This is a genomic window from Paenibacillus sp. UNC451MF (assembly GCF_000686845.1).
Taxonomy (GTDB): Bacteria; Bacillota; Bacilli; order Paenibacillales; family NBRC-103111; genus Paenibacillus_S.
This window is the reverse complement of the sequence record NZ_KK366026.1, coordinates 141288-163233: the sequence shown is the minus strand read 5'-3', so window position 1 is coordinate 163233 and position 21946 is coordinate 141288. Positions and strand designations below refer to the sequence as shown.

Below are 21946 nucleotides of genomic sequence, written 5' to 3'. Positions count from 1 at the left end.
TTTGGAGGGAGAAACATGCTGAAGAGACACAAAAATAAACCCTACAATAAAAACAGAGTAAATCAGGGAGGTCACGCTGCTTCCAAGTTTTTGCTTTCCAATATGTTGGCTGCAACCCCAAGTGGAAAAGGGGTCGTAGATTTTCGGACAAAATTGCAGGTTCCGTCGATTCCGTATTCCAATACGGAGGTTATTGAAAACTTGCGTAGAGATAAGAGGCTCGACTATTGGCCGACCGATGGTTGGAAGGAGGCTGAGCCTGAAGAGCATGGGATGGATTCGGCAGCTCTTGCCGAAATGGTAAGTGAGTTTAAAGATGAACACGTGGATGGCTTTGTTTTAATCCGTGACGGCTATTTGGTGGCCGAAGGGTATAATCGCGACTGGGATGCAGAGACGCGTCACCCGATGTTCTCCGTAACGAAAAGCGTAACTTCCTCGCTTGTAGGCATGGCAGTCGACCAAGACTCCATAAGAGAGGATCAAACGCTTCAAGAGCTGTTTCACGAAGCAGCGCTCGAGCCGTTGAAGGCTCAAATCACGGTAAGGCAATTGCTCACCATGACATCAGGTATCGATTGGGACAACAAGCAAGAGCGGTCCTCGCATGAGATGGCCAACTCGCCGGACTGGGGACGATACATTTTGGAACGGCCTATGGCTGCAAAGCCGGGTACGACGTTCAGATACAGCAACGGCAATGCGCATTTGTTGTCCGTACTAGTGCAAAAGGCGACAGGAATTCCGCTCAGCGTTCTTGCCAAAATCAACTTGTTTGATCCGATGGGGATTACGAATGTATCCTGGGGGCAAGATCCGCAGAGCAATTTGATCGGCGCGTGGGGGCTTCAATTAACCTGTAGGGATATGGCTAAGTTCGGGCTTATGTATTTGCATAACGGCCGATGGGAAACGTACCAGGTCGTACCGGGCGAATGGGTGGAGGAATCCATCCAGCAGCAGGCGGCTGAAAGGTATGACGATGGAACCGAAGGCGGATTTGGTTACTTATGGTGGTTGAAGCCTATAGTCATCCCCGGAGATAAAGCGGTTCACCATAATGTGTTCTATGCGGCAGGATCTGGCGGACAGCGTATCTTCGTAGTACCGGATATGAATATGATTATGGCCATCACCGCGGCGAATAAGGAAGACGACTTTATGCCGGAGCAAATGCTGATTAAAGCTATCATGGCAGTGAAATCGGACCAGCCGTTGTCGTCTAACGATGAAGGTGCGGCAAAGCTCCGAGCATCCTTGCAGTCATTTAAGCTTACTTCCTCTATGTAATAGCTGGAGTTTGTGAAATATCCGGATTAGCGTTATACTCGACGTGATATACGCTATGAAGGAGAATACTTATGACATTGGAATGCGGACAGCAAGCGCCAGATTTTGAACTTCCCTCCTCCAACGGACAACTTGTCAAGCTATCCGATTTTCGGGGAAAGCATGTGCTGCTTTATTTTTACCCTAAGGACATGACGCCGACCTGTACAACACAGGCCTGTGATTTAAGAGATCGCTCTGATTTGTTTGAGGCTCAGAACACCGTCATTATTGGCATAAGCCCGGATCCTGTAAAACGGCATACCAAATTTATTGAAAAGTATGGGCTTCCTTTTTTACTATTATCGGACGAAGAGCATAGGGTTGCCGAATTATACGAGGTGTGGCAGTTGAAGACCTTGTACGGCAAACAATACATGGGAGTGGAGCGTTCTACGTTTATCATTGATAAAGAGGGAATATTGGTCAAGCAGTGGCGCAAGGTCAAAATTAAGAATCATGTCGAAGAGTCGCTGCAGTTTATTCGAGATAACTTGGCATAGTTTTCTATCGAGCCTTTTCTTCTACACCAGGTTCTTTTCTATGAAAAAATGAACAAGCGTCATTCCAATGAGCAGTTTCGGGTTTAAGGCCCAGCTGCTCTTTTTTGCGTGGAGGAACACAATGATATTAGGAATATGATCAAGCGCTCTCCCATATAGTCTACTAAGTCAAATTAATAGATTATGTCGGAGGGATCCTTTCATGTTCAACTCGTTCCGAGCTCTTCTCATGCGTGGAGTATGCTCAATCGCTGCCTTCATCCTACTTTGTTCACTTGCTCTTATTCAGGCTCCTGGTGACTCCGTTTACGCAAGCGGTTTAAGCGAACATGCGCTGTACAATGAACTCAAATCCGGCAAACCGATATGGAAGGATAAGAATTATGTGCCTGCGGAGCAGCCGACGGTTTATTTGACCTTTGACGACGGGCCGAGCCCTTTGACAGGGAAAGTGCTGGACATACTGAAGGAAGAGAATGTTAAGGCGACCTTCTTTGTATTGGGAGGAGAGGTTAAGTCGCACCCCGAGCTGGTCCGAAGAGCATTGGAGGAAGGGCATGCCATCGGCAATCATACGTACAATCACGTGTACAAGGAATTGTATTCCGGAGCTGAGGCCTTCTGGAATCAAATCCAAAAGACGGAGGATATATTGGAAGAGCAAGCAGGGATAAGACCTACGCTTGTACGAGCGCCAGGAGGCACCTATAGCAACTTTGACGCTTTTTACTTTTATTATATGGATCAAGCTGGATACGAAGTATACGATTGGAATATCGATAGCGGAGATTCGGCAAGACCCGGAGTACCGGCTAACGAGATCATACAAACTGTAAGAAAAGGCCCGTTCAAGCAAGAAGTGATCTTGCTGATGCATGACGGGACCGGTCACGAACAGACGGTGAAGGCACTGCCGGATATTATTAAGCTGTTTAAGGATAAAGGCTACTCCTTCGAGGCGTTGAGCCCTCAAGTACCGCCTATTCATTTTCCAGTTGGTAAGCTGAAGTGGACACGCGGGATTACCGAAGCCACACATCAAAAGCTGCTTGCTCAAGCCGAGGATCACCTGCTCGCTGTAGAACGGGAGAAAGGACAGGAGGGTGTTCAACAAGGTGGAGGAGATAACCAAGCACTGAAGAATGCACCTGTTATACAGGTTCCATTGGATATTACATTGGGAGAAAGAACCCTGCACCTGAATCCGGAGCAGTACCGTTTATCGGAAGGTCAATACCAGGTGCCCTTGCGACTACTTGTCGAATCGATGGACGGCCAAATTGAATGGCAGGAGCGGGATAGAACGGCGGTCGTTCGATATGGCATGTACGCGGCGGAGTATGATTTCTCTCGACAGGAGCAACGTGTAAAGGAAGGCGGCAAGGAGACGGCGTATCATGTGGCCCGGATGGAGCTGCGTGAGGGAACAGTATATGTGCCGCTGCGGGATACGCTGGAGATGCTCGGCAATCAAATCATATCTTATGGGGAAGAGGATGGACTTAGGCAGGTGAATGCGAAATTAAATGGGGGCATTATGCTGAAGCTTGGTTTTTAACGAAAGGATTTTTTTGATGTAACCATCGGTTCGAGTGAGGATATAGGTTATAATGGGGCAAGACTATAGTCTTCGTTCGGGGGTTTACATGAAAAAAAACGGGTTTAAACGATTGCTGCTATCTTATTTGCCGATCTTTTTTTTCGTGGCGTTGGCGCTCATTCTTCTTTCCGCCATTTCGGCCAGCGAGCTTACCAAAAAAGAAACGATTCGGGCAAATCAAGTGTTTGCGGAGCATGTGATGCAGATGATTGATCATACGATGCGTACGATCGATCAGCAAATCATTAAAGAAATCCAAACCAATGAAAAAATAACGCAATTTTATGCCAAATACTATACCGGCAATTCTACTATGACGCTGTATGACGTCTCTTATAAGTTGAGAGAGCTAATCGCCAGTACCCCAATGATTGATTCGATCTATTTAGTCCGTCAATCCGACTACACAGTGCTGAGTAACACGCTGATGGCCCCCATGGAGGAGTTCGGAGATAGGGAGTTTATAAGAAACGCACTTCAGCAAGAGCTGTCCTTCAAATGGACAGATGCGAGGGCTTACAAGGAATTCGACGATCAGATCAGATCGTCAGAGGTGGTTACGTTAGTCAAGAACGTTCCGCTGTTAGGCGGCAAGCAGGGAATAATCGTTGTAAATGTACAGACTTCGGCGATACAAAATTTGATTAAGGATATGACCGAATCGAATGTGAACTTTATCCAGCTTACGGATCGACACGGTCAGCCTATTGTGGATAGCAAGTCCGGGGGGAAGATGTTATCGGAGGTGACATCTGATTATACCGGCTGGCGTATTCAAAGTGGACTGCTAAACGACAATCCGCCCTTATTTATTGCATCCTATTCCTCATTCTGGTTAGCTTTGAATCTGCTGATGATTGGTATCGGAATTGTCTGGATCGTCTACGTGACGCGTCGGAATTATCAGCCTATCGAGTCGATTGTGGCCAGGATCGATTCGTATGCCGCCCAGCGGAGCAGCTCGCTCTCCGGCTTGTCGGGCCAGGACGAGTTCCGGTTCATTGAAACGGCACTGGATGATTTGGTAGAGAGGACCATGACGTTTCAAAAGCTGCGTGAGGAGGATCTCATTTTTCGAAAACGAAATTTCTTCAAGGAATTGATAGAAGGAACCCGGCCCGTTAGTTCAGATCAGTTCGAAACGGAGATGAGGCTGTACGGATTGCAGGAGGACATCGGGATTTTAGCGATAGCCGTGGTAGAAATCGACAAGTATGCGGAATACTGCAGCCGTTATAATCAAAGGGATCAATATTTGCTTAAATTTGCACTTAGCAGTGTTGTGACGGAAATTTCGCAAAATGAGGGGATTCGCGTCTGGATGGAATGGACCTCAAATGCTCAACTCAGCGTCATGGTGCACCTTCCTGACGATGCGGATACGACGGCACTGGCCTCGCAAATGTTCGACAAGGTGAAGCAGTGGGTGAACCAGCACCTTGCTTTTACGGTAACTGTAGGTATCGGCGCGATCATTGACCGCATCGATGAGGTTCCGGGATCGCATGAAGAAGCGTTGGAGGCATTGCAGTACAAATCGTCGCTGGGAGGAAACCGTGTTATCGAGCATGGCGACGTTTCGGACAAATCACAAGGAGAAGTCTATAAGCATTTGCATTTGATGCGCTCGATGGGCCAAAAATTCCGGCTCGGTGATAAAGAGTGGAAGCTTGAGCAGGAGCAGTTGTTTCGCGAGCTGGTAGACGGATTTTTTACCCGGGACGATGTGTTTGCCATCCTTCATTATTTGATCTATCATATGCAGCGCGAGGTGATGGAGCTTCCTGTGGAGCTTCAGGATATATGGACGAATGAAGCGCTGCCACGGTTGAGTGAAGCATTGGAGCGATTAGATACGATCAGTGAGCTGGAACAGGAGTTTACGGTCGTTCTAACGGAAGCTTTCGATCGATTGGAGAATCTAAGGACGGCCCGTACACATCATCCATTAATGCTTCGGGTCAAAGAGTATCTTAACGAGCATTATGCGAATCCGGAATTATCGTTAACTTACTTAAGCGACGAATTTGAACTGAATGCCAAGTATTTGAGCCAAATGTTTAAAGAAGAGTTCGGAGTGAATTTTCTTGATTATTTGGGTAATGTCCGCATACAACAGGCCAAGAGGCTGCTGTTGGAGAGCGGGGAGTCCATTCAGGAAATCGGGGTACAGGTCGGATATCCGAACGTAAGATCCTTTATGCGCGTGTTTAAAAAGCTGACCGGCGTAACACCTGGGGAATACCGCAAAAAAGAGTAGATATTGAACAATGATGCGTCTCCTATGGGGGCGTGAGTAAGCGATGTGAGAGCCGTTCGGGCTGGTCCGAGCGGCTTTTTGGCGTACTTTTCGGAAAACTGTCCATTCCCGGAAAACTGACCACTGCCTTTAAATAACGGTTTAAATAAGGAAAAAAGGAATTTGGTGACCTTACGGAATACTGTCAATTGTCAGTCGGCTGCACTTTCGGCTACATTGGGTTCACAACAACAACTAAAGCCGAGGTGGATTCATGAGCCAACAGCTAGACACCGTAACTATACCAACGGACAGAAGGAGAGATTCCCTCTCCCTGCGGAAAAGAAGAAGGCTGAAGCAGAACCTTCCGCTAATCGTCATGTTTATACCGGTCGTCGCCTTTTATTTGATTTTTAAATATGCCCCGATGGTGGGGGTTATCGTCGCCTTCAAAAGCTACAATTTTGCAGATGGGATTTTCGGTAGTCCATGGGTTGGTTTGAAAAACTTTAATATCTTGTTCAGTAACCCGAAATCGCTGCTTATCATTCGCAATACGCTCGTACTGAGCTTAATGAGTATATTCATCGGGTTCCCGTTTCCAATCATGCTGGCCATTATGTTAAATGAAGTGAAAAAGATATGGTTTAAAAAGACGGTTCAGACGCTCGTGTTTTTGCCGCACTTTTTGTCTTGGGTTATTGTCGGCGGTATCGTGGTTACTATATTTTCTCAGGAATCCGGTGTTATTAATCATTGGATTCAGCAGTGGACGGGCAGCGCGTTTCCATTTCTTTATAATGAGGCGTCGTGGATGTTTATTTTCGTAGGATCAGGGATATGGAAGGAAGCGGGCTTCAGTGCCATTGTCTACTTGGCGGCACTCTCTTCGATAGATACGAGTCTGTACGAGGCAGCAAGCATCGACGGAGCAGGTAAATGGAAGCAGATGTGGCATATCACACTCCCAGGCATTACGCCTACGATCGTCCTGATGCTCATTCTTTCCATGGGGAAGGTGATGGAGGTCGGCTTCGATCATGTGTACACGCTCCAAAACTCTGTCGTCTCGAACGTATCTGAAGTGATCAGTACATACATCTACACAATCGGCCTGCAAAAGGGACAATTCAGTCTGACAAGCGCTATGGGTCTGTTCGAATCCGTAGTCGGCTTCATTCTAGTCATTACAGCGAATACGATAGCCCGCAGATTTAATAGGGGCATCTGGTAGTATGCGAAACACGTTAGTCGGGAGGTACCAATGAGATCATCAGGAGAACGAATCTATCACGGGATTACCGGTGTCGTATTGTTCATCGCTGCTGTTAGCTGCCTGCTTCCGATGCTGCACGTGTTGTCCGTATCGTTAAGCAGTCCGCATGCCGTTACATCCGGTATCGTCACTTTGTGGCCTCAGGGATGGACGCTGGAGTCGTATGCCTTGTTATTTAGAGGCTCCAAAATCGTCCATGCGTTCAAAAATAGTGTCACGATCACAATCATCGGTGTTGTACTTAGCATGGTATTTACCATCCTGGCCGCTTATCCGTTGTCGCGCAGCTACTTTTACTTCCGCCGTTTCTTCACTATGGCTACCATTTTCACCATGCTGTTCAGCGGGGGCCTCATCCCTACTTATCTACTCTTAAAGCAGCTAGGGCTGATCAATACGTACGGCGCCTTGTGGCTTCCCGGTTTAATCAGCACGTTCAATATGCTGGTGATGCGCACGTATTTTGACGGAATTCCCGATGAGCTGGATGATGCTGCACGCATCGACGGATGCGGGGAGTGGCGCTATTTGCTGCAGGTCATTTTGCCGCTATCACTGCCGGTTATTGCTACGTTGTCCGTATTTTACGCGGTAGGGTATTGGAATGCATTCTTCTCGCTCCTGATTTATATTAATCAGACCGACAAGTATAATTTAACGGTGCTGGTCCAACAGATGATCCAGAGCCAATCGTTAATGCAGGAGCTGAACGCCAGCGACATGCAGGCATCGATGACACCGGAGGGGATTAAAACGGCAGGGATTGTTGTTATGGTCATTCCTATGCTTGCGGTATATCCCTTCTTGCAAAAATATTTCATAAAAGGCGTGCTCATCGGTGCGGTTAAAGGGTAGCGGCAATCACGTACAGAAACAGCTCCCGTTGAGAGATACGACGAATGGGCGACGATTGAAAAGTTTAGAGATCTATTGGAGGACGTAGAAATGAAAACCAAAGGATTTACAAAATGGCTTAACGTTGGAGTAGCGGCCGTGCTGACATCGACGGTTGCGCTTGCAGGCTGTTCCGGCTCCAAAGAGGCTGATTCGAACTCCAAGGATGCCAACGGGAAAAAGCCCGAGATCTCTGCAACGGTATACGACCGCGGCTTGGTGCCTCAAGAGGAAGGGACAATCGAGAAAAACCGCTGGACCGAATGGATTAATAGCAACGGGCCGGTCAATGTCAAATTCACTGCGATTCCCCGCAATGATGCAACGGCCAAGCTGACAACCCTGTTCGCGTCTGGAAGTGCACCGGATCTCATATTCGACTTTTCCAATGTACTTCGAGGACAGCTGTATGCACAGAAACAGATTAAGCCTGTCGACGACCTGATTAATAAGTACAGCACGACCTATAAGCAGCTGCTGGAGAAGTATCCGGTCCTAAAGACAGTCGCTACTATGCCTGATGGTAAAATGTACGGCTTCGGCATTATTAACGGGTTACAGACCAACCATGCGCTGTACATTCGAGCGGATTGGCTCAAGAAGCTTAATATGGAACCGCCCCAGACGACGGAAGATTTATATAAAGTGATGAAGGCATTTGCAGAGCAAGACCCGGATGGCAACAACAAGAAAGATACGTACGGTACCTCGTTAGCTTACATCACGAATCAGATTATTAACGCGATGTTCCAAAATGTAAAATGGGTTGTCGAGGATGGCAAGCTGATTCATGACTGGGAACGATCCAAAGCCGCTACAGCGTTCAAGAAGCGTCTGTATGACGAAGGACTGGTCGATAAAGATTACTTGACGGATAAGAGCGGCCAAAAGGCTCAGCAGGATTGGGTGAACGGCAAAATCGGCATGTGGGGCGGTCAAATGACGGGTGCCGCATGGCTGCAAATCTACGAGTCGTTGAAGAAAAACAACCCGTCGGCAGAAGTGATCGTTATTCCGCTTCCCAAGAGCTCGTACGGTCAATTCAGTCCCACCATTCAAAATCCGGTTCAAATCACTGCGGTCATTAATAACGAAGCAAAAAATCCGGAAGCCATTATGAAATATATTGACTTTATTTCATCGGAAACCGCAGGGAAGACTCTGAAGTACGGTTTGGAGGGCACTCACTTTACGCAAGGGAAGAATGGATGCCCGGTCCTTGTGGATAAAGAGAAGGAAAAGCAGCTGTCCTATGCGGGAGATTTCCGAATGCTGTTCTCGCCGGCCCTTGAAGGTAAATGCGGCAAATATGAGGAGACATTGAACCAAGATAATCCGCAGGAAAAAGAGTTCTACAATATGATGAAAAAGGCAAATGAGTATTACTTGAATCCGGAGAGACCGATTGCGGACATTACACATGGGGAGCATATGCCGACTCCTCCGGACGATATTCAGTTAATTGATACAAGCATCAAAAAGCAGATCGACGATATTTGGATCAAGGCTGTTGTGAGCGGAGCTTCCTATACGCCGGATCAGGCATTGGCCGAAGCAAAAAGCTTGTGGGACAAAGCAGGCGGCAAGCAGGTTGATGATTGGTATGCCAAATGGTATAGCGAGAACAAAGACAAAGCGCTGCTGCGGGACAAATTGTACCAATTCAAGTAGGGATATGTTGAGAGAGGCGGCTTGTATCAGGCTCCTCTTCTTCATAAATACTTCAAAATCAAAGGGGATAATTGTATGAAAAAGACAAAAAAAACCTTCATCCTAGCGTCTACATTCGTGCTGCTGGCTTCTCTAATTCAAGGCTGCTCCGAAAAAACGGAAGTAAAGAAGGAAGAGGGGAACGCCACAGCGAAAATAAATACGGACCCGGTTACCCTTACCTTTTATGGGAATATGTCGGAGGAATTGTTCCAAAAGCTGGTTGTAGCGCCGGTTAAATTGAAATACCCGCACATTGATTTGACGCTCGTTCCGATGACCAAAAAGATTGACGAATTAATGGCATCGGGAGAAGTTCCCGATATACTGGGAGACAACATCTCGGCAATAGGAAAGTATCAGACACTAGGGCTTCTGGAAGATTTGACCCCATTTGTGAAAACGTTTAACTTGGATCTGGCCAAGATTGATCCGGTCGTTATGGAGACGGTTCGCAAAAATTCAGGAGACGGCAAGCTGTATGCTCTGCCTATTTCGGGCAACGTGGTCACGATGTACTACAACAAGGATATTTTTGATCGCTTCGGGGTGCCTTACCCTACGGATGGCATGACATGGGACCAGGTATATGAGCTTGCCAAAAAAGTAACGAGAACCGACGGCGGCGTAGCGTATCGGGGTTACGATTTTCAAGATGCGTTCCAAATTCAATACAATCAGCTGTCGGTACCTATCATCGATGAGAAGACGAATAAGGCGATCGTCAACAATGCCGAATGGAAGAAGCTATTCGACAATTGGTCCCGATTCTATACGATTACCGGCAACGAGGTGGATACGACAACGTACGGAAAAGGATTGAATTTATTTTCCAAAGACAAGACGCTCGCGATGTACTCGACCAGCTCGTTTTTCTCAACGATGCCAGAAGCTGTTAAAAACGGCTTGAACTATGATGTGGTCAGTCTGCCAAGCTTCCCGGAGGCTCCGAATACCGGTGTTCAAGTAGAGGGCGGCGCCCGAATGATTACCACAACATCCAAGCATAAGGATCAGGCGTTCCTGGCTCTTAGCGCGATGTTGACCGATGATGCGCAGCGTCTTATTGCGAAGAATGGTAACAGCTCGATTCTGGCTAACTCGGATATTAACAAAGACTTCGGGATGGATATCGAAGTGTTGAAAGGTAAAAACCGCGAAGCGTTCATCAAAAATAAAAATGCAAAGCCGTTCTCCTCAATAACCAAATATGATGCGGCAGCCTTCTCGATCATGCGCGGTCAGTTCAAAAAGGTAGCGACGGGTCAAGCGGATGTCAATACAGCGCTTCGGGAAGCCGAAGAATTAATTAACAAATCGATTGCAGATCAGATGAAGCAGCAATAGCCCTTGGAATAGAGAATGAAAGGACGATGGATATGAGTTCGCAAGATCAACAGCAATCTGTGAAAAATAAACTGATACTTAGCTACCCTTCCTCCTGGTGGGGAGCCAAATGGCGCGAGGCATTGCCTTCCGGTAACGGGAAGATTGGAGCTGCCGTCTATGGCAGTGTATATGAGGAAACGATCATGCTTACCCATGAGGAGCTATGGCGGGGCAGTCAAACGCCGGAACTGCCGGATGTAAGCGACAAGCTGCCGGAAGTAAGAAGCCTTATGCTGGGCGGCGATGCTCCCAAGGCCAACCGGATTTTGGCAGATGCTCTGGAGGAGCGGGGCTATAAACCAAGGATGGCATGGCCGCTGCCGCTTGCCGACCTTAAGGTCATTATGCCTTCTCCTTACGGTTTTAAAGCTTACCAGAGGGAATTGAATATGGAGACAGGGGAAGTGGCGGTTTCTTGGCGTGACGGTGAAACACGTTACAATCGTTCGTTGTTTGTCTCCCGTCCCGACGATGTCATCGTCTATGAAATTCGGGCAGAGGGAGCAGATAAAGTACAGGCGGAATTTCGATTGGAGCTCCACGACCCGAAGGACGTTCGTAAATCGGCTACTCTTCCGGAGAAGGTCGAGCAAAGGACCGACGGAGAGTATTTGTTCTATGCTGCTGAAAACGACGATCAAACCGATTTCGGTGCCGTTGCCAGAGTAATCCCTCAGGGAGGAACGCTGGAAGCAGGGGAAGACAGGTTGAAGGTTCATGGCGCGGATAGTGTTCTGGTTATCCTTCAATTGTTCGTTAAGGGAGCACGTACTGCCGAATGGTCACAGGCTCAACGAAGCTTGGCTGAGATCAAACCAAGCTATGAAAGTCTGCTGAAAAGCCATGCCGTTGAGCATGGTCGTCTTTTCCGAGCTGTGAGTCTAGATCTTGGCGCGGAGAGCTACACTCGCTCCAATGAGGAGCTGCTGTTGGATGCGTACAAGGGCGAAGCGTCGCTTGAAATGACGGAAAAAATGTGGGCATACGGCCGGTATTTGCTCATTTCGAGCTCCCGCGATGGGGGCCAGCCATGCCACTTATATGGCTTATGGTGCGGTGAGTACGAAGGCATGTGGGCGTTTAACATGTCTAACGAAAATATCCAGATGATCTACTGGCAAGCATTAACGGGGAACATGCCAGAGCTGTTGCTTGCGATGTTTGATTATTTCGATCGGCTGATGGACGATTTCCGTACAAACGCTCAGCGTCTGTATGGCTGCCGCGGAATTTACATTCCGGCGCCGACATCGCCGGATACAGGGCTATTGAAGCATAAGGCGCCGCATATCATTCACTGGACCGGAGCAGCCGGTTGGATCGCACAGCACTATTACGATTATTATTTGTATACGGGTGACGTACAGTTTTTACGGGAGCGCGCATTGCCGTTCTTAAGGGAGACGGCGCTATTCTACGAGGACTTCTTCTTTGAGGATGAAGAGGGTTACTATGTCAGTTGTCCTTCGAATTCGCCGGAAAATTTCCCTGGCAACTATTCGCAAGGTCCTGGGAAAAAGCCACTTACGGAAACGGCCATCAACAGTACGATGGACTTTGCGATTGCCAAGGAGGTGCTTGCACATTTGATTGAGGGTGCCGAAAAAGCGGAGGCGTTCGCAGATGAAATCGGCAAATGGAAGACGATGCTGAGTAAAATTCGCCCTTACCGCATTAATGAGGATGGAGCGGTAAGCGAATGGATGCATCCGGATTTCCATGACAATTATCACCATCGCCATCAATCCCATATTTATCCTGTGTTTCCGGGTACGGAAGTATCCAGGGACAATGACCCTGAGCTGTTCGAAGCGTTCGTTACTGCCGCCAAAAAACGGTTGGTAATTGGGTTAAAGGAGCAGACTGGCTGGTCGTTAGCTCATATGTCCAATCACTACGCTCGGATGGGTGAAGGTGATTTGGCTCTGGAATGCCTTGATCTGCTGAGCCGCACGTGTGTCATCAACAATTTCTACACGTTCCATAACGACTGGCGCAAAATGGGCATCGGCGTCGATGCGGACTGGGCGCCGTTCCAGATCGACGCTAACATGGGATGGAGTGCGGCGATTCAAGAGATGCTCTTGTTCTCCTTAAACGGGACTATCCGCGTTCTACCTGCGCTGCCGACCAAGTGGAGAAAGGGCCATGCAGGACCGCTGTTAGCTCGAGGAGCAGTGGAAGTATCCGTTGCTTGGGATCAGGATGCAGGTACCGTTGAACTGGAGCTTTGCTCAAGAAATCGGAGCCAGACCATAGATATTCAGCTTCCGCAGCCGGTTGCAGAAGTGCAAGGATTCAATGTCGATGGAGACCGCATTCGTAATGTACAGCTGGAAGCGGGAGTTCCCGTTCGGCTTGTATTAAACTATCTGCATTAAGATAAGAGGGTGGCATTCTGCACCCCTAGATTATCAAGAAACCTGAAAAACTTGAAATATTGCTAATATACTCCAGTGGAGTATATCCCTCCAGCCGCTGTTGAAACCCGCTCCGAGGCACACTCCACTTACCTATAAAGCATATTTCCCGAAATACAGATTTATCGACAGAACCAGGGGGGCATTATGCACCCCCTCTTTTGCTTTCTAAGTGAATTTAATACAAATTTACATTAGGATAGGCAATGTTCCCGGTTTCAGCATAATGCTATAATTTTAAATAATTATTCAGAGCCATTGTACATGAGGAGGAAAACCGTTTGTCTAGCCAATCTGAAACCCCTGTATCTCACCCCTGGAATCTTGCCAAGCTGACTCAAGTTCCTGAGATCATTTCCGTTCCTGAACTGAACGAGGGGGACATTCAAGCGATTTATTTCGAGGGAGAGCCTTATCAAGGGAAGCCGACTCGCGTGTTTGCCTACTACGGAGTGCCTGCTTCAGCGGCTGACACAAAAGTTCCGGCCGTAGTATTAGTGCATGGCGGCGGGGGGACAGCCTTTCATGAATGGATCAAGCTGTGGACGGACCGCGGGTATGCGGCCATCGCAATGGATTTGGAAGGACATCTGCCTTTAGCCAAGGATAGTGAAGGCAAGCGCCCGTCGCATGATTGGAGCGGACCTTCACGACAAGAAGTATTTGAAGATTATGCGCTTCCAGTCGAGGAGCAGTGGATGTACCATGCGGTAGCCGCTGTTATTAAGGCGCATTCATTTCTGCGCTCGTTAGATGAAGTGGACTCCGCAAGGGTAGGGATTCACGGCATTTCTTGGGGAGGCATCATAACGAGCATTGTGTCCGGCGTAGATCAGCGTTTTGTATTTTCCATTCCTGTATACGGCTGCGGTTACCTGTACGAGGCGACGAATCGTTACGGCGAAGGCTTCGCAAGAATGCCCGAGGCGGATGCTGAGAAGATTAAGCGGCTTTGGGACCCTTCGGCACATTTGCCGCATATTACGATGCCGATGCTGTGGGTGAATGGGAATGCGGACCAACATTTTCCGCTGCATCTGTTTAGCAAGTCGTATGATACGGCTCGAAGCCGACGTAAGGAATCGCTGCTCAGCATTCAATTCGGACTAGGCCACTCCCATGGTATGGGGTGGAAGCCCAAGGAGATTTACGCGTTTGCGGATCAAATCGTTCGGGACGGCCTGCCTCTCGTGCAATTATCAGAACAAGCAGCAGCTGACGGTCAGGTCGCGGTTCGCTACGCAGCAGAGAGAGGGATTAAGGCAGCGGAGCTGCGCTATGCTGCGGATACGTCAGACTGGTTCCATATGAATTGGGAAATCGCCGAGGCGAAGATCGATCAATTGGAGTGCGTGATTAAAGCGGATATTCCTGAAGGGGCCAAGGCATACTTTATCCTTGTTACGGATGAGCAGGATTGCGTCGTTTGTTCTTCTATACAACATCTAGTGTAGGAAGTATGTCTGCCAGATGACGCTAATATGAATTAATAAAGCTATTATTAAATGAGATTAAATAGAATTGTAGCTAGTTCAGGAGAGTGCTAATGAGGCACTCTCTTATTTGTTTTGCAATAAGAACATTAGTAGGGGCTATATGCTACCAGGCAAAGGAGATTTCATTTTGATTCTATCAGCAGCCGCAGTGAAGAAAGGGATTAAAAATAGCGCACGAAGCCATAGGAAGCAAGGAGCTCGTTTATAGCACAGTCTAAAAGGAGGGAGGTTTGGAAATACTAGATTCAATAGAATGAAATCTATTGAAGGAGGCAGGTTCAAGATGCAGGTGCATTCATCTTTTTTTGATCCCCCGCAGGCAATGCTAGAACGAGTCATCTATCAAATGGAGAAAGTAATTATCGGCAAACGCGATGTCATAGAAAAGCTGCTGATCGCCCTTTTATGCGGAGGGCATGTGCTGCTGGAGGACGTTCCGGGTGTGGGGAAGACGATGCTGGTTCGCGCTTTGTCCCGAACGATCGACGGCAGCTTTCAGCGCATCCAATGTACACCTGATTTGCTGCCGTCGGATCTGACGGGAAGCAGCATCTTCAATCAGCAAACATCGCAGTTCGAATTTCGTCCCGGTCCATTAATGGCTAATCTCGTCTTGGCTGATGAGCTGAACAGAGCTACGCCGCGCACACAGTCGGCACTGTTGGAAGCTATGGAGGAGAAGCGAATTACGGTGGACGGTGCAACACATCCGCTGCCGGAGCCATTTTTTTTGCTGGCTACGCAAAATCCGATTGATTTTTCCGGGACGTTCCTGCTGCCAGAGGCCCAACTCGATCGTTTCTTGATGAAACTGAGTCTCGGTTATCCCGATGCTGCAGAAGAAATGGAACTGTTGAACCGGGTCGAGGAGCGGCATCCTATCAGTCAGCTGCGCCCGCTGCTGCTGCCGGAAGAATTCGTTTCTCTGCAGAAGGAAGCGGCGAGAGTTCATGTCGATGACACCGTAAAAAGCTACATTGTGCAGCTGGTGACTTCGACGAGGAAGCATCTGGACATTGCGCTCGGGGCAAGTCCTCGAGCGTCTATTGCTTTGATGCGGGCGGCTCAAGGGAGGGCGTTTTTGTCCGGAAGAGGCTTTGTTATTCCCGATGACGTGAAGCAGATGGCGCTTCCTGTACTCGCGCATCGGCTGATGCTAACGGCTGAAGCGGCGATGGCGGGCAAACAAAGCGAGACGATTATGGAATCGATCGCTGCGGCGGCCCCGATTCCGGCACGTCGCTACGCCCCGGCACAGTAAGGGGGTCCAGACATGCGAAATGTATTCATTACACTGCTGCTGTTTGTTTGCTGGGGTGGAGCTTGGTATTGGTCTGAGATGTTCGGCGGTCGTTCAGCCTGGATTTGTTTTTATGGGTTCAGCCTGCTGTTACTCTATTTAGGTGTCGGCACTATCGGCTTAATGCGCCCGATTCGTGTGGAACGACCCAAAGAGCCGATTCGGTGCTGGAGTGGAGAAACGGTAGAAATCACCCTCCAACTGAGGTATGGCTTCCCGTTAATGCCTCTTGGGTGGCTGCTTATAGAGGACCGCTGGATGAATACCGGAACTGGAGAGACGGTTGTTGTTCGGGACACTGTTCGCTTAAATTTGAACGGCGAGGCGAAGGCGTTGCTCCTGCTGCCCGGTATGCCGCGAGGCTTATACCGGCTGGAGGAATCCGGCACCGGGATTATCGACGCCTTCGGGCTGCTGCGCATCCATCGCCGCAGCGTGCAAACCGGCCAGCACCGAATGCTGGTGCTGCCAAGGCCGCTGCAGCTGCAGACGGCCGCGGAGGGCGCGGGAGAAGAGCTCCCGCGCTCGGGGCCGCAGCCTCAGCTGCAGCGGCAGGCCGCGTCCACGCTGGCGTACGGGACGCGGCCCTATGCGCCGGGGGATCCGTTGAACCGGATCCACTGGCGCTCCACCGCGCGCGCAGGAGCTTTGCGCGCGAAAGAGACCGAGCAGCCCGGCGCTGACCGGCTGCTCATCTGCCTCGACGCGGCCAAGGGCGTGCCGAACGCAGAGGCGTTCGGGACGGCGGTCGAGGCCGCTGCAGGGCTCGCCCAGCGCGCGCTGCAGCTGGGCATGGGCGTGCACCTTGCCGCTACGGATCGGCAAGGGCGGTCCATCGAAGCGCGCGGACGCGAGCGCTTCGCAGAGCTGCTCGAGCTGCTTGCGCAGCTGTCATGCGATGGCGACAGCCCCCTGGCACCGAGCGTGCAGCACGAGGTGCTGCACGCCGGGCGAGGGGCTGTGATCGCCGTCGTCACGGCTCAGCCGGATGAGCAGCTGATGCGAGTCCTGTTCCGGCTGCGGGAGCGTGCCGTTCACATGGTGTACGTTCACGGCAAGGAGGCTTCGCCCGATGCCGTGCAGGAGTGGCGGCGGCAGGCTGAAGCTGCCGGATGCCGGTTTACGGCGGTCAGCGCATCGAATCGACGCACCGCCGGAGGGGGTGAGAGTTATGGCGCAGAAGCCAATCATGCCGCAGCCGGAGCCTAATGCTGTGGCTGAGCCGGATCAACCATGGACGCTGCGTATCGGTTACGCTCTGCTCCTTTTCTGGCTCATCCGGGCTTGGCTCGTTCCGCTGCAGCAGCTATCCGATTTCACGGAAGTGTACCGGATTACGCCGTTTTTGGTTGCTTTCGCGCTATTTCTTGCTCTCGATACGCTTCGTATGCCCGGAGCGGTCGCCTGGCCTCTCAGGATAGCGATTATTTTCGCAGCAACAGCTGTGCTTCATAGCGGACAATGGCTTCCAGGAGGCGATTGGTGGCTGTCATGGCTGCATGATCTTAATCAGGATGCCGTTCATGCTGCCCAAGGGCAGCTGGAATATATATCACCGGCTACGCGGACCATGCTGTTTGTAACAGGCTGGGGCTTTTTTATCTGGGTGCTGCAATCGTTCGTAGCCGATCGTCAGCAGCTGCTGTGGTTTGTCATGATGACGCTAATTTATCTCATCGCTTTGCAACTTATTTTTGACAAGGATATGTCCTATGGTCTGCTTAGCGCTGCAGGGGCAGGATTGCTGCTGCAAGGTTGGCTGCAAGCGGAGCGATGGACTCGCTGGAAACGGAGCGGCACCAGTGCATACGGATTCCGTTCGCCTCCGTATAGACAAGAACGTTCGAGTCTATGGACACCTATTGCAGCAAGCTGCGCTTTGACTGGACTCTTAATGCTAGGAGCATGGGCCGGGGCGCTGCAGCATCCGGTACAGGGAAAGTCGATCGATTGGTCGGGACCGCTTGCCTCGTGGCAGGAACATTTGCATTTCCTGGAAGGGGCTGCTTCGGACAACAGGTTGGCCTCCGCAGGAAAAACAGGCTACGGGTCGGACGATTCTCTCCTCGGCTATCCGTTAATTCAGGATGATACCGTCGTCTTTGTGGCAAGGACCACGCAGTTGACTTATTGGCGGGGCGATTCGAAGGCGACCTACACCGGTCGTGGTTGGTATGCATCGGATTCCGATCCGGTCCAAATGTCGTCTTCGTTTACACAGACGGATAGCAGTAGTGACGCTTCAGAGATGAAGACGGCGGTTCATAACCCGGCAGATGCAGATAAAAAGATCGTTATGCAGCAAATCTTCCTCAAGCAGCGTTTTACCCAACTGTTTTTGGGAGGTGAATTGACCCAAATCGATTCGCTTGTTTCACAGAACGGTCAGCCCATCTCTCCGGAATGGGTTTGGAAGGATCAAAGGTCAGGACGTTATTTTTTACCGGCATTAGCAGATCCGTTATCGTCTTATTCCGTTCAGGTTGCATCCTGGGACCGTGCGGCAAGTACGCAGTCTTCATCAGAAGCAGCGGGAGTCATTGAAGCAGATGATGCTTATTTGCAATTGCCTGAAAGACTGCCTTCACGGGTGTCCGAATTGGCATACGAAGTGACGAAGAATAGCTCAACCCCATACGATAAAGCCCAGGCGATTCAAAAATATTTACGCAGCCACTACACATACAATCTGGAGCAGACGCGGCCACCGGTGGAAGGACAGGATTTTGTCGATCAATTTCTGTTCGAACAAAAAATGGGCTATTGTGATCATTTTTCTACGGCAATGGCCGTTATGCTTAGGGCGGTTGGGATTCCGTCCCGGTGGGTGAAGGGCTTTTCGCCAGGGCAGGTTATTGCTACGGAAACGGGCGGGACAAACGGGGCTACCGTCTATAACGTGGAGGTGCGTAATAAAAACGCACATTCGTGGGTGGAGGTATATGTGCCTTCGGAAGGATGGGTTCCATTTGACCCGACACCGGGTTATAGCGGCGGAGCGGCTCCCGATAGCAACGTCCGGACGGCTTCAGCCGAAACGGTGGCTCCTTCCTCTGATCAGAAAGCGGACGGCTCTGTATGGCAGCGCTTGCTGAGCCAGGCTTCATCTTTATCGCAGCTTATCCCCACTGGTATCGGCCTCTTAGAGACCCTATCCACATTAGCTAAAGAAGGGGTCGCATTTTTCCACAATGGATGGCTGTGGATTCGGCCTTGGCTGCCTTTATCCTTGTGGATAGCTGCAGCATGCTTAATAGCTATATTTATCCACATGTGGATTACTTTTAAATCCGGCGCAGCAGGTAACCGGCCAGATGAACAGGCAGAAAAACCTATTCGGCTCCGCAGAGGTGCAAGATTTGGCGGAGTACGTGCCTATGCCGTACAGCGGGCGTCTGATCGCGTGTGGAAGAAGCTGCAGCGTCGATGGGGACGCGCGGAACCGACACAGACCCTAAGGGAGTATTTGCTGACACGTTCATATGGCTCCGATGCTCAACGTGAGTCTCTGCTTCGTTTTATCCGGCTGCAGGAGACTTTGAAATATAATGCAGGTCCACCGGCGGTAACCCGACGCCAGCTGTTAGAAGCATGGCACAATATACGAAAAAGCTTGTGAGCCGTCTATTATACGGCCGCAGGCTTTTTGCCGTCCATACGCCATTGGTCATTATTTATGTGCGCATATATTTATGGACATCTTTTTTACTTCAAAATGTAGGAAATACTAGTTGTGAAGCATTTAATTTTTTGCCTAATTGTGCATTTTTGATGGAGGCATTGCCCTTTCTGTAACGGAAGCTTATAATAATGTCTATTGATTTAGAGCAGAGCTTCAGGTCTTGGTCATTGAATGGAAGAGGCGGAAGCTTGCGTGTGAACCTGGTTTTGCGTCCGCGGAACTGCAGCACATGGATTGACGGAAGAAAGAAAGTAATCTACGAAAACTCAGCACTGCTTACGAAGTAAGTTTTGCTAAACAAAACTCAGCAATGCTTACGAAGAAAGTTTTCTACGAAAACTCTAAGGAGGAAATTATGGACAAGCCAAATGAAATTATTGTTGTGCTCGATTTTGGAGGACAGTACAACCAACTGATCGCCCGCCGTATTCGCGATTTGGGAGTATATAGTGAGCTGCTGCCTTATAATACGCCAGTGGAGAAGCTGAAGCAGCTTCAGCCGAAAGGTATCGTGTTCTCTGGTGGACCGGCAAGTGTATACGGTGAAGATTCCCCAATGGTAGATCCAGCCGTTTACGATCTTGGCGTACCCATTATGGGTATTTGCTACGGGATGCAGCTGATGGCACATCAACTGCAAGGGAAAGTAGAAAGAGCCTCCAAGCGTGAGTACGGAAAAGCAGAGGTTGATTTCGCCGACCATTGCAGCCTGGTTCATAACTTGGACAAAAAGCAAACGGTATGGATGAGCCACAGTGACCTTGTTGTTGAGCCACCTGCTGGTTTTGTCGTGGATGCAAGCACAGAGCATGCTCCTGTAGCCGCTATGAGCCATCCTGAGAAAAGAATGTTCGCGGTTCAGTTCCATCCGGAAGTGCGTCACTCCGTGTATGGCAATGATATGATCCACAACTTCTTGTACCATGTATGTGGTTGTGAAGGACAGTGGAGCATGGAAAGCTTTATTGAAGATGCTATCCGTGATATTCGCAATCAAGTGGGCGATAAGAAGGTGCTGTGTGCGCTGAGCGGCGGCGTTGACTCTTCTGTCGTGGCAATGCTGATTCACAAAGCTATTGGCGATCAATTGACTTGTATGTTTATCGACCATGGTTTGCTGCGCAAAGGGGAAGCGGAAGGCGTTATGGATACCTTTGTCGGCAAATTTGATATGAAAGTGGTAAAAATCGATGCGCGCGACCGCTTTATGGGTAAACTGGCCGGCGTAGACGATCCGGAGCAAAAACGTAAAATCATCGGTAACGAGTTCATTCGCGTGTTCGAAGAGGAATCGGCTCAATTTGACGATTTTGCTTTCCTTGCACAAGGAACTTTGTATACCGATATTGTAGAGAGTGGCACAGCAACAGCGCATACGATCAAATCTCACCATAACGTAGGTGGATTGCCTGAAGACATGAAGTTTGAGCTTGTTGAGCCGTTGAAAGCCCTGTTCAAGGACGAGGTGCGTAAAGTAGGCCTGGAGTGCGGTCTTCCAGAAGCTATCGTATGGCGTCAACCATTCCCTGGCCCGGGTCTTGCGATCCGTGTGCTGGGCGAAGTAACCGAAGAGAAGCTGACGATTGTTCGTGAATCCGATGCGATTCTGCGTGATGAGATTGCCAAAGCGGGTCTTGACCGCGAAATTTGGCAGTACTTCACAGCTTTGCCGAACATGAAGAGTGTTGGCGTTATGGGTGATGCCCGTACGTATTCTTACACAGTAGGTATCCGCGCTGTAACTTCCATTGACGGAATGACAGCCGACTGGGCACGTATTCCTTGGGATGTTCTAGAGAAAATTTCTGTGCGTATCGTTAACGAAGTGGATAACGTAAACCGTATTGTGTACGATATTACGTCCAAACCGCCGGCAACGATCGAATGGGAATAGTCGAATTCTGTCACTGTAAAATAGGCGTAATGCTTCTAGCATCGTGCCTTGGAAGAGTCTTTCCTCGTTAAAGGGGAAGGGCTCTTTTCTTGTTTATGGACATCCAATAAAGCAATTAAGCTAGTTCGACCTCGTTGAAGCGATTTCATTTAGAGGAAACCATTAGCAATAAACGAACGAGAATAAAAAAACTTTCGTTAATGTTCGGAAAAAT

General features: G+C 49.4%; 15 protein-coding genes and 1 pseudogene. All 16 read left to right on the top strand.

The window, feature by feature from the left end; translation table 11 throughout:
• The first annotated feature begins 15 nt into the window (after positions 1 to 15).
• The 16 genes and pseudogenes from BP97_RS38510 (at position 16) to guaA (ending at position 21732) form a co-directional block, all read left to right on the top strand.
• The gene (locus BP97_RS38510; RefSeq protein ID WP_051621239.1) at positions 16 to 1290 is read left to right on the top strand and encodes a serine hydrolase domain-containing protein; all 1275 of its coding nucleotides are present in this window, start codon (positions 16 to 18) and stop codon (positions 1288 to 1290) included.
• A gap of 71 nt (positions 1291 to 1361) precedes the next feature.
• Positions 1362 to 1832, top strand: coding sequence for a thioredoxin-dependent thiol peroxidase (gene bcp / locus BP97_RS0134450; RefSeq protein WP_028553130.1), 471 nt, complete (start codon positions 1362 to 1364; stop codon positions 1830 to 1832).
• A 202-nt stretch (positions 1833 to 2034) separates the two neighbouring features.
• Positions 2035 to 3390, top strand: coding sequence for a polysaccharide deacetylase family protein (locus tag BP97_RS0134445; RefSeq protein WP_051621237.1), 1356 nt, complete (start codon positions 2035 to 2037; stop codon positions 3388 to 3390).
• An 88-nt stretch (positions 3391 to 3478) separates the two neighbouring features.
• Positions 3479 to 5692 (top strand): helix-turn-helix domain-containing protein, encoded by a 2214-nt coding sequence (locus BP97_RS0134440; protein ID WP_028553128.1) that lies wholly within the window; start codon positions 3479 to 3481, stop codon positions 5690 to 5692.
• 253 nt (positions 5693 to 5945) lie between these two features.
• Positions 5946 to 6905: an ABC transporter permease gene (locus BP97_RS0134435; RefSeq protein WP_051621236.1), complete on the top strand. Its 960-nt coding sequence runs from the start codon at positions 5946 to 5948 to the stop codon at positions 6903 to 6905.
• Between the two features lie 30 nt (positions 6906 to 6935).
• On the top strand, positions 6936 to 7802 hold the full coding sequence (locus tag BP97_RS0134430; protein WP_028553126.1) for a carbohydrate ABC transporter permease: 867 nt from the start codon (positions 6936 to 6938) through the stop codon (positions 7800 to 7802).
• Between the two features lie 90 nt (positions 7803 to 7892).
• Positions 7893 to 9512: an extracellular solute-binding protein gene (locus BP97_RS0134425; protein WP_028553125.1), complete on the top strand. Its 1620-nt coding sequence runs from the start codon at positions 7893 to 7895 to the stop codon at positions 9510 to 9512.
• 75 nt (positions 9513 to 9587) lie between these two features.
• Positions 9588 to 10898, top strand: coding sequence for an ABC transporter substrate-binding protein (locus BP97_RS0134420; protein WP_028553124.1), 1311 nt, complete (start codon positions 9588 to 9590; stop codon positions 10896 to 10898).
• Between the two features lie 32 nt (positions 10899 to 10930).
• Positions 10931 to 13321: a glycoside hydrolase family 95 protein gene (locus tag BP97_RS0134415; RefSeq protein WP_028553123.1), complete on the top strand. Its 2391-nt coding sequence runs from the start codon at positions 10931 to 10933 to the stop codon at positions 13319 to 13321.
• Between the two features lie 320 nt (positions 13322 to 13641).
• Positions 13642 to 14814, top strand: coding sequence for an alpha/beta hydrolase family protein (locus BP97_RS38505; protein WP_051621234.1), 1173 nt, complete (start codon positions 13642 to 13644; stop codon positions 14812 to 14814).
• A 325-nt stretch (positions 14815 to 15139) separates the two neighbouring features.
• Positions 15140 to 16117 (top strand): AAA family ATPase, encoded by a 978-nt coding sequence (locus tag BP97_RS0134405; RefSeq protein WP_036747100.1) that lies wholly within the window; start codon positions 15140 to 15142, stop codon positions 16115 to 16117.
• A 203-nt stretch (positions 16118 to 16320) separates the two neighbouring features.
• Positions 16321 to 16839: a hypothetical protein gene (locus tag BP97_RS40875; RefSeq protein ID WP_197035589.1), complete on the top strand. Its 519-nt coding sequence runs from the start codon at positions 16321 to 16323 to the stop codon at positions 16837 to 16839.
• A pseudogene (locus BP97_RS41825) lies at positions 16763 to 17104 on the top strand (DUF58 domain-containing protein); the annotation flags it as partial. The gene BP97_RS40875 and the pseudogene BP97_RS41825, both read left to right, overlap by 77 nt.
• 124 nt (positions 17105 to 17228) lie before the next feature.
• On the top strand, positions 17229 to 19775 hold the full coding sequence (locus tag BP97_RS38500) for a transglutaminase TgpA family protein (RefSeq protein ID WP_081824510.1): 2547 nt from the start codon (positions 17229 to 17231) through the stop codon (positions 19773 to 19775).
• A 191-nt stretch (positions 19776 to 19966) separates the two neighbouring features.
• The gene (locus BP97_RS40545) at positions 19967 to 20125 is read left to right on the top strand and encodes a hypothetical protein (RefSeq protein ID WP_156043510.1); all 159 of its coding nucleotides are present in this window, start codon (positions 19967 to 19969) and stop codon (positions 20123 to 20125) included.
• A 68-nt stretch (positions 20126 to 20193) separates the two neighbouring features.
• A complete protein-coding gene (gene guaA / locus BP97_RS0134385) occupies positions 20194 to 21732 on the top strand; it encodes a glutamine-hydrolyzing GMP synthase (protein ID WP_028553120.1) in 1539 nt (512 codons plus the stop codon).
• Positions 21733 to 21946: the final 214 nt, after the last annotated feature.

What these genes read in the sequence shown, in the direction of transcription:
- BP97_RS0134435 (WP_051621236.1), top strand. Translation starts at nt 5,946, where the DNA reads ATGAGCCAACAGCTAGACACCGTAACTATACCAACGGACAGAAGGAGA.
- BP97_RS0134415 (WP_028553123.1), top strand. Translation starts at nt 10,931, where the DNA reads ATGAGTTCGCAAGATCAACAGCAATCTGTGAAAAATAAACTGATACTT.
- BP97_RS0134405 (WP_036747100.1), top strand. Translation starts at nt 15,140, where the DNA reads ATGCAGGTGCATTCATCTTTTTTTGATCCCCCGCAGGCAATGCTAGAA.
- BP97_RS0134425 (WP_028553125.1), top strand. Translation starts at nt 7,893, where the DNA reads ATGAAAACCAAAGGATTTACAAAATGGCTTAACGTTGGAGTAGCGGCC.
- BP97_RS0134430 (WP_028553126.1), top strand. Translation starts at nt 6,936, where the DNA reads ATGAGATCATCAGGAGAACGAATCTATCACGGGATTACCGGTGTCGTA.
- BP97_RS0134440 (WP_028553128.1), top strand. Translation starts at nt 3,479, where the DNA reads ATGAAAAAAAACGGGTTTAAACGATTGCTGCTATCTTATTTGCCGATC.
- guaA (WP_028553120.1), top strand. Translation starts at nt 20,194, where the DNA reads ATGGACAAGCCAAATGAAATTATTGTTGTGCTCGATTTTGGAGGACAG.
- BP97_RS38500 (WP_081824510.1), top strand. Translation starts at nt 17,229, where the DNA reads ATGCCGTGCAGGAGTGGCGGCGGCAGGCTGAAGCTGCCGGATGCCGGT.
- BP97_RS38510 (WP_051621239.1), top strand. Translation starts at nt 16, where the DNA reads ATGCTGAAGAGACACAAAAATAAACCCTACAATAAAAACAGAGTAAAT.
- BP97_RS0134445 (WP_051621237.1), top strand. Translation starts at nt 2,035, where the DNA reads ATGTTCAACTCGTTCCGAGCTCTTCTCATGCGTGGAGTATGCTCAATC.
- bcp (WP_028553130.1), top strand. Translation starts at nt 1,362, where the DNA reads ATGACATTGGAATGCGGACAGCAAGCGCCAGATTTTGAACTTCCCTCC.
- BP97_RS0134420 (WP_028553124.1), top strand. Translation starts at nt 9,588, where the DNA reads ATGAAAAAGACAAAAAAAACCTTCATCCTAGCGTCTACATTCGTGCTG.
- BP97_RS40545 (WP_156043510.1), top strand. Translation starts at nt 19,967, where the DNA reads ATGTCTATTGATTTAGAGCAGAGCTTCAGGTCTTGGTCATTGAATGGA.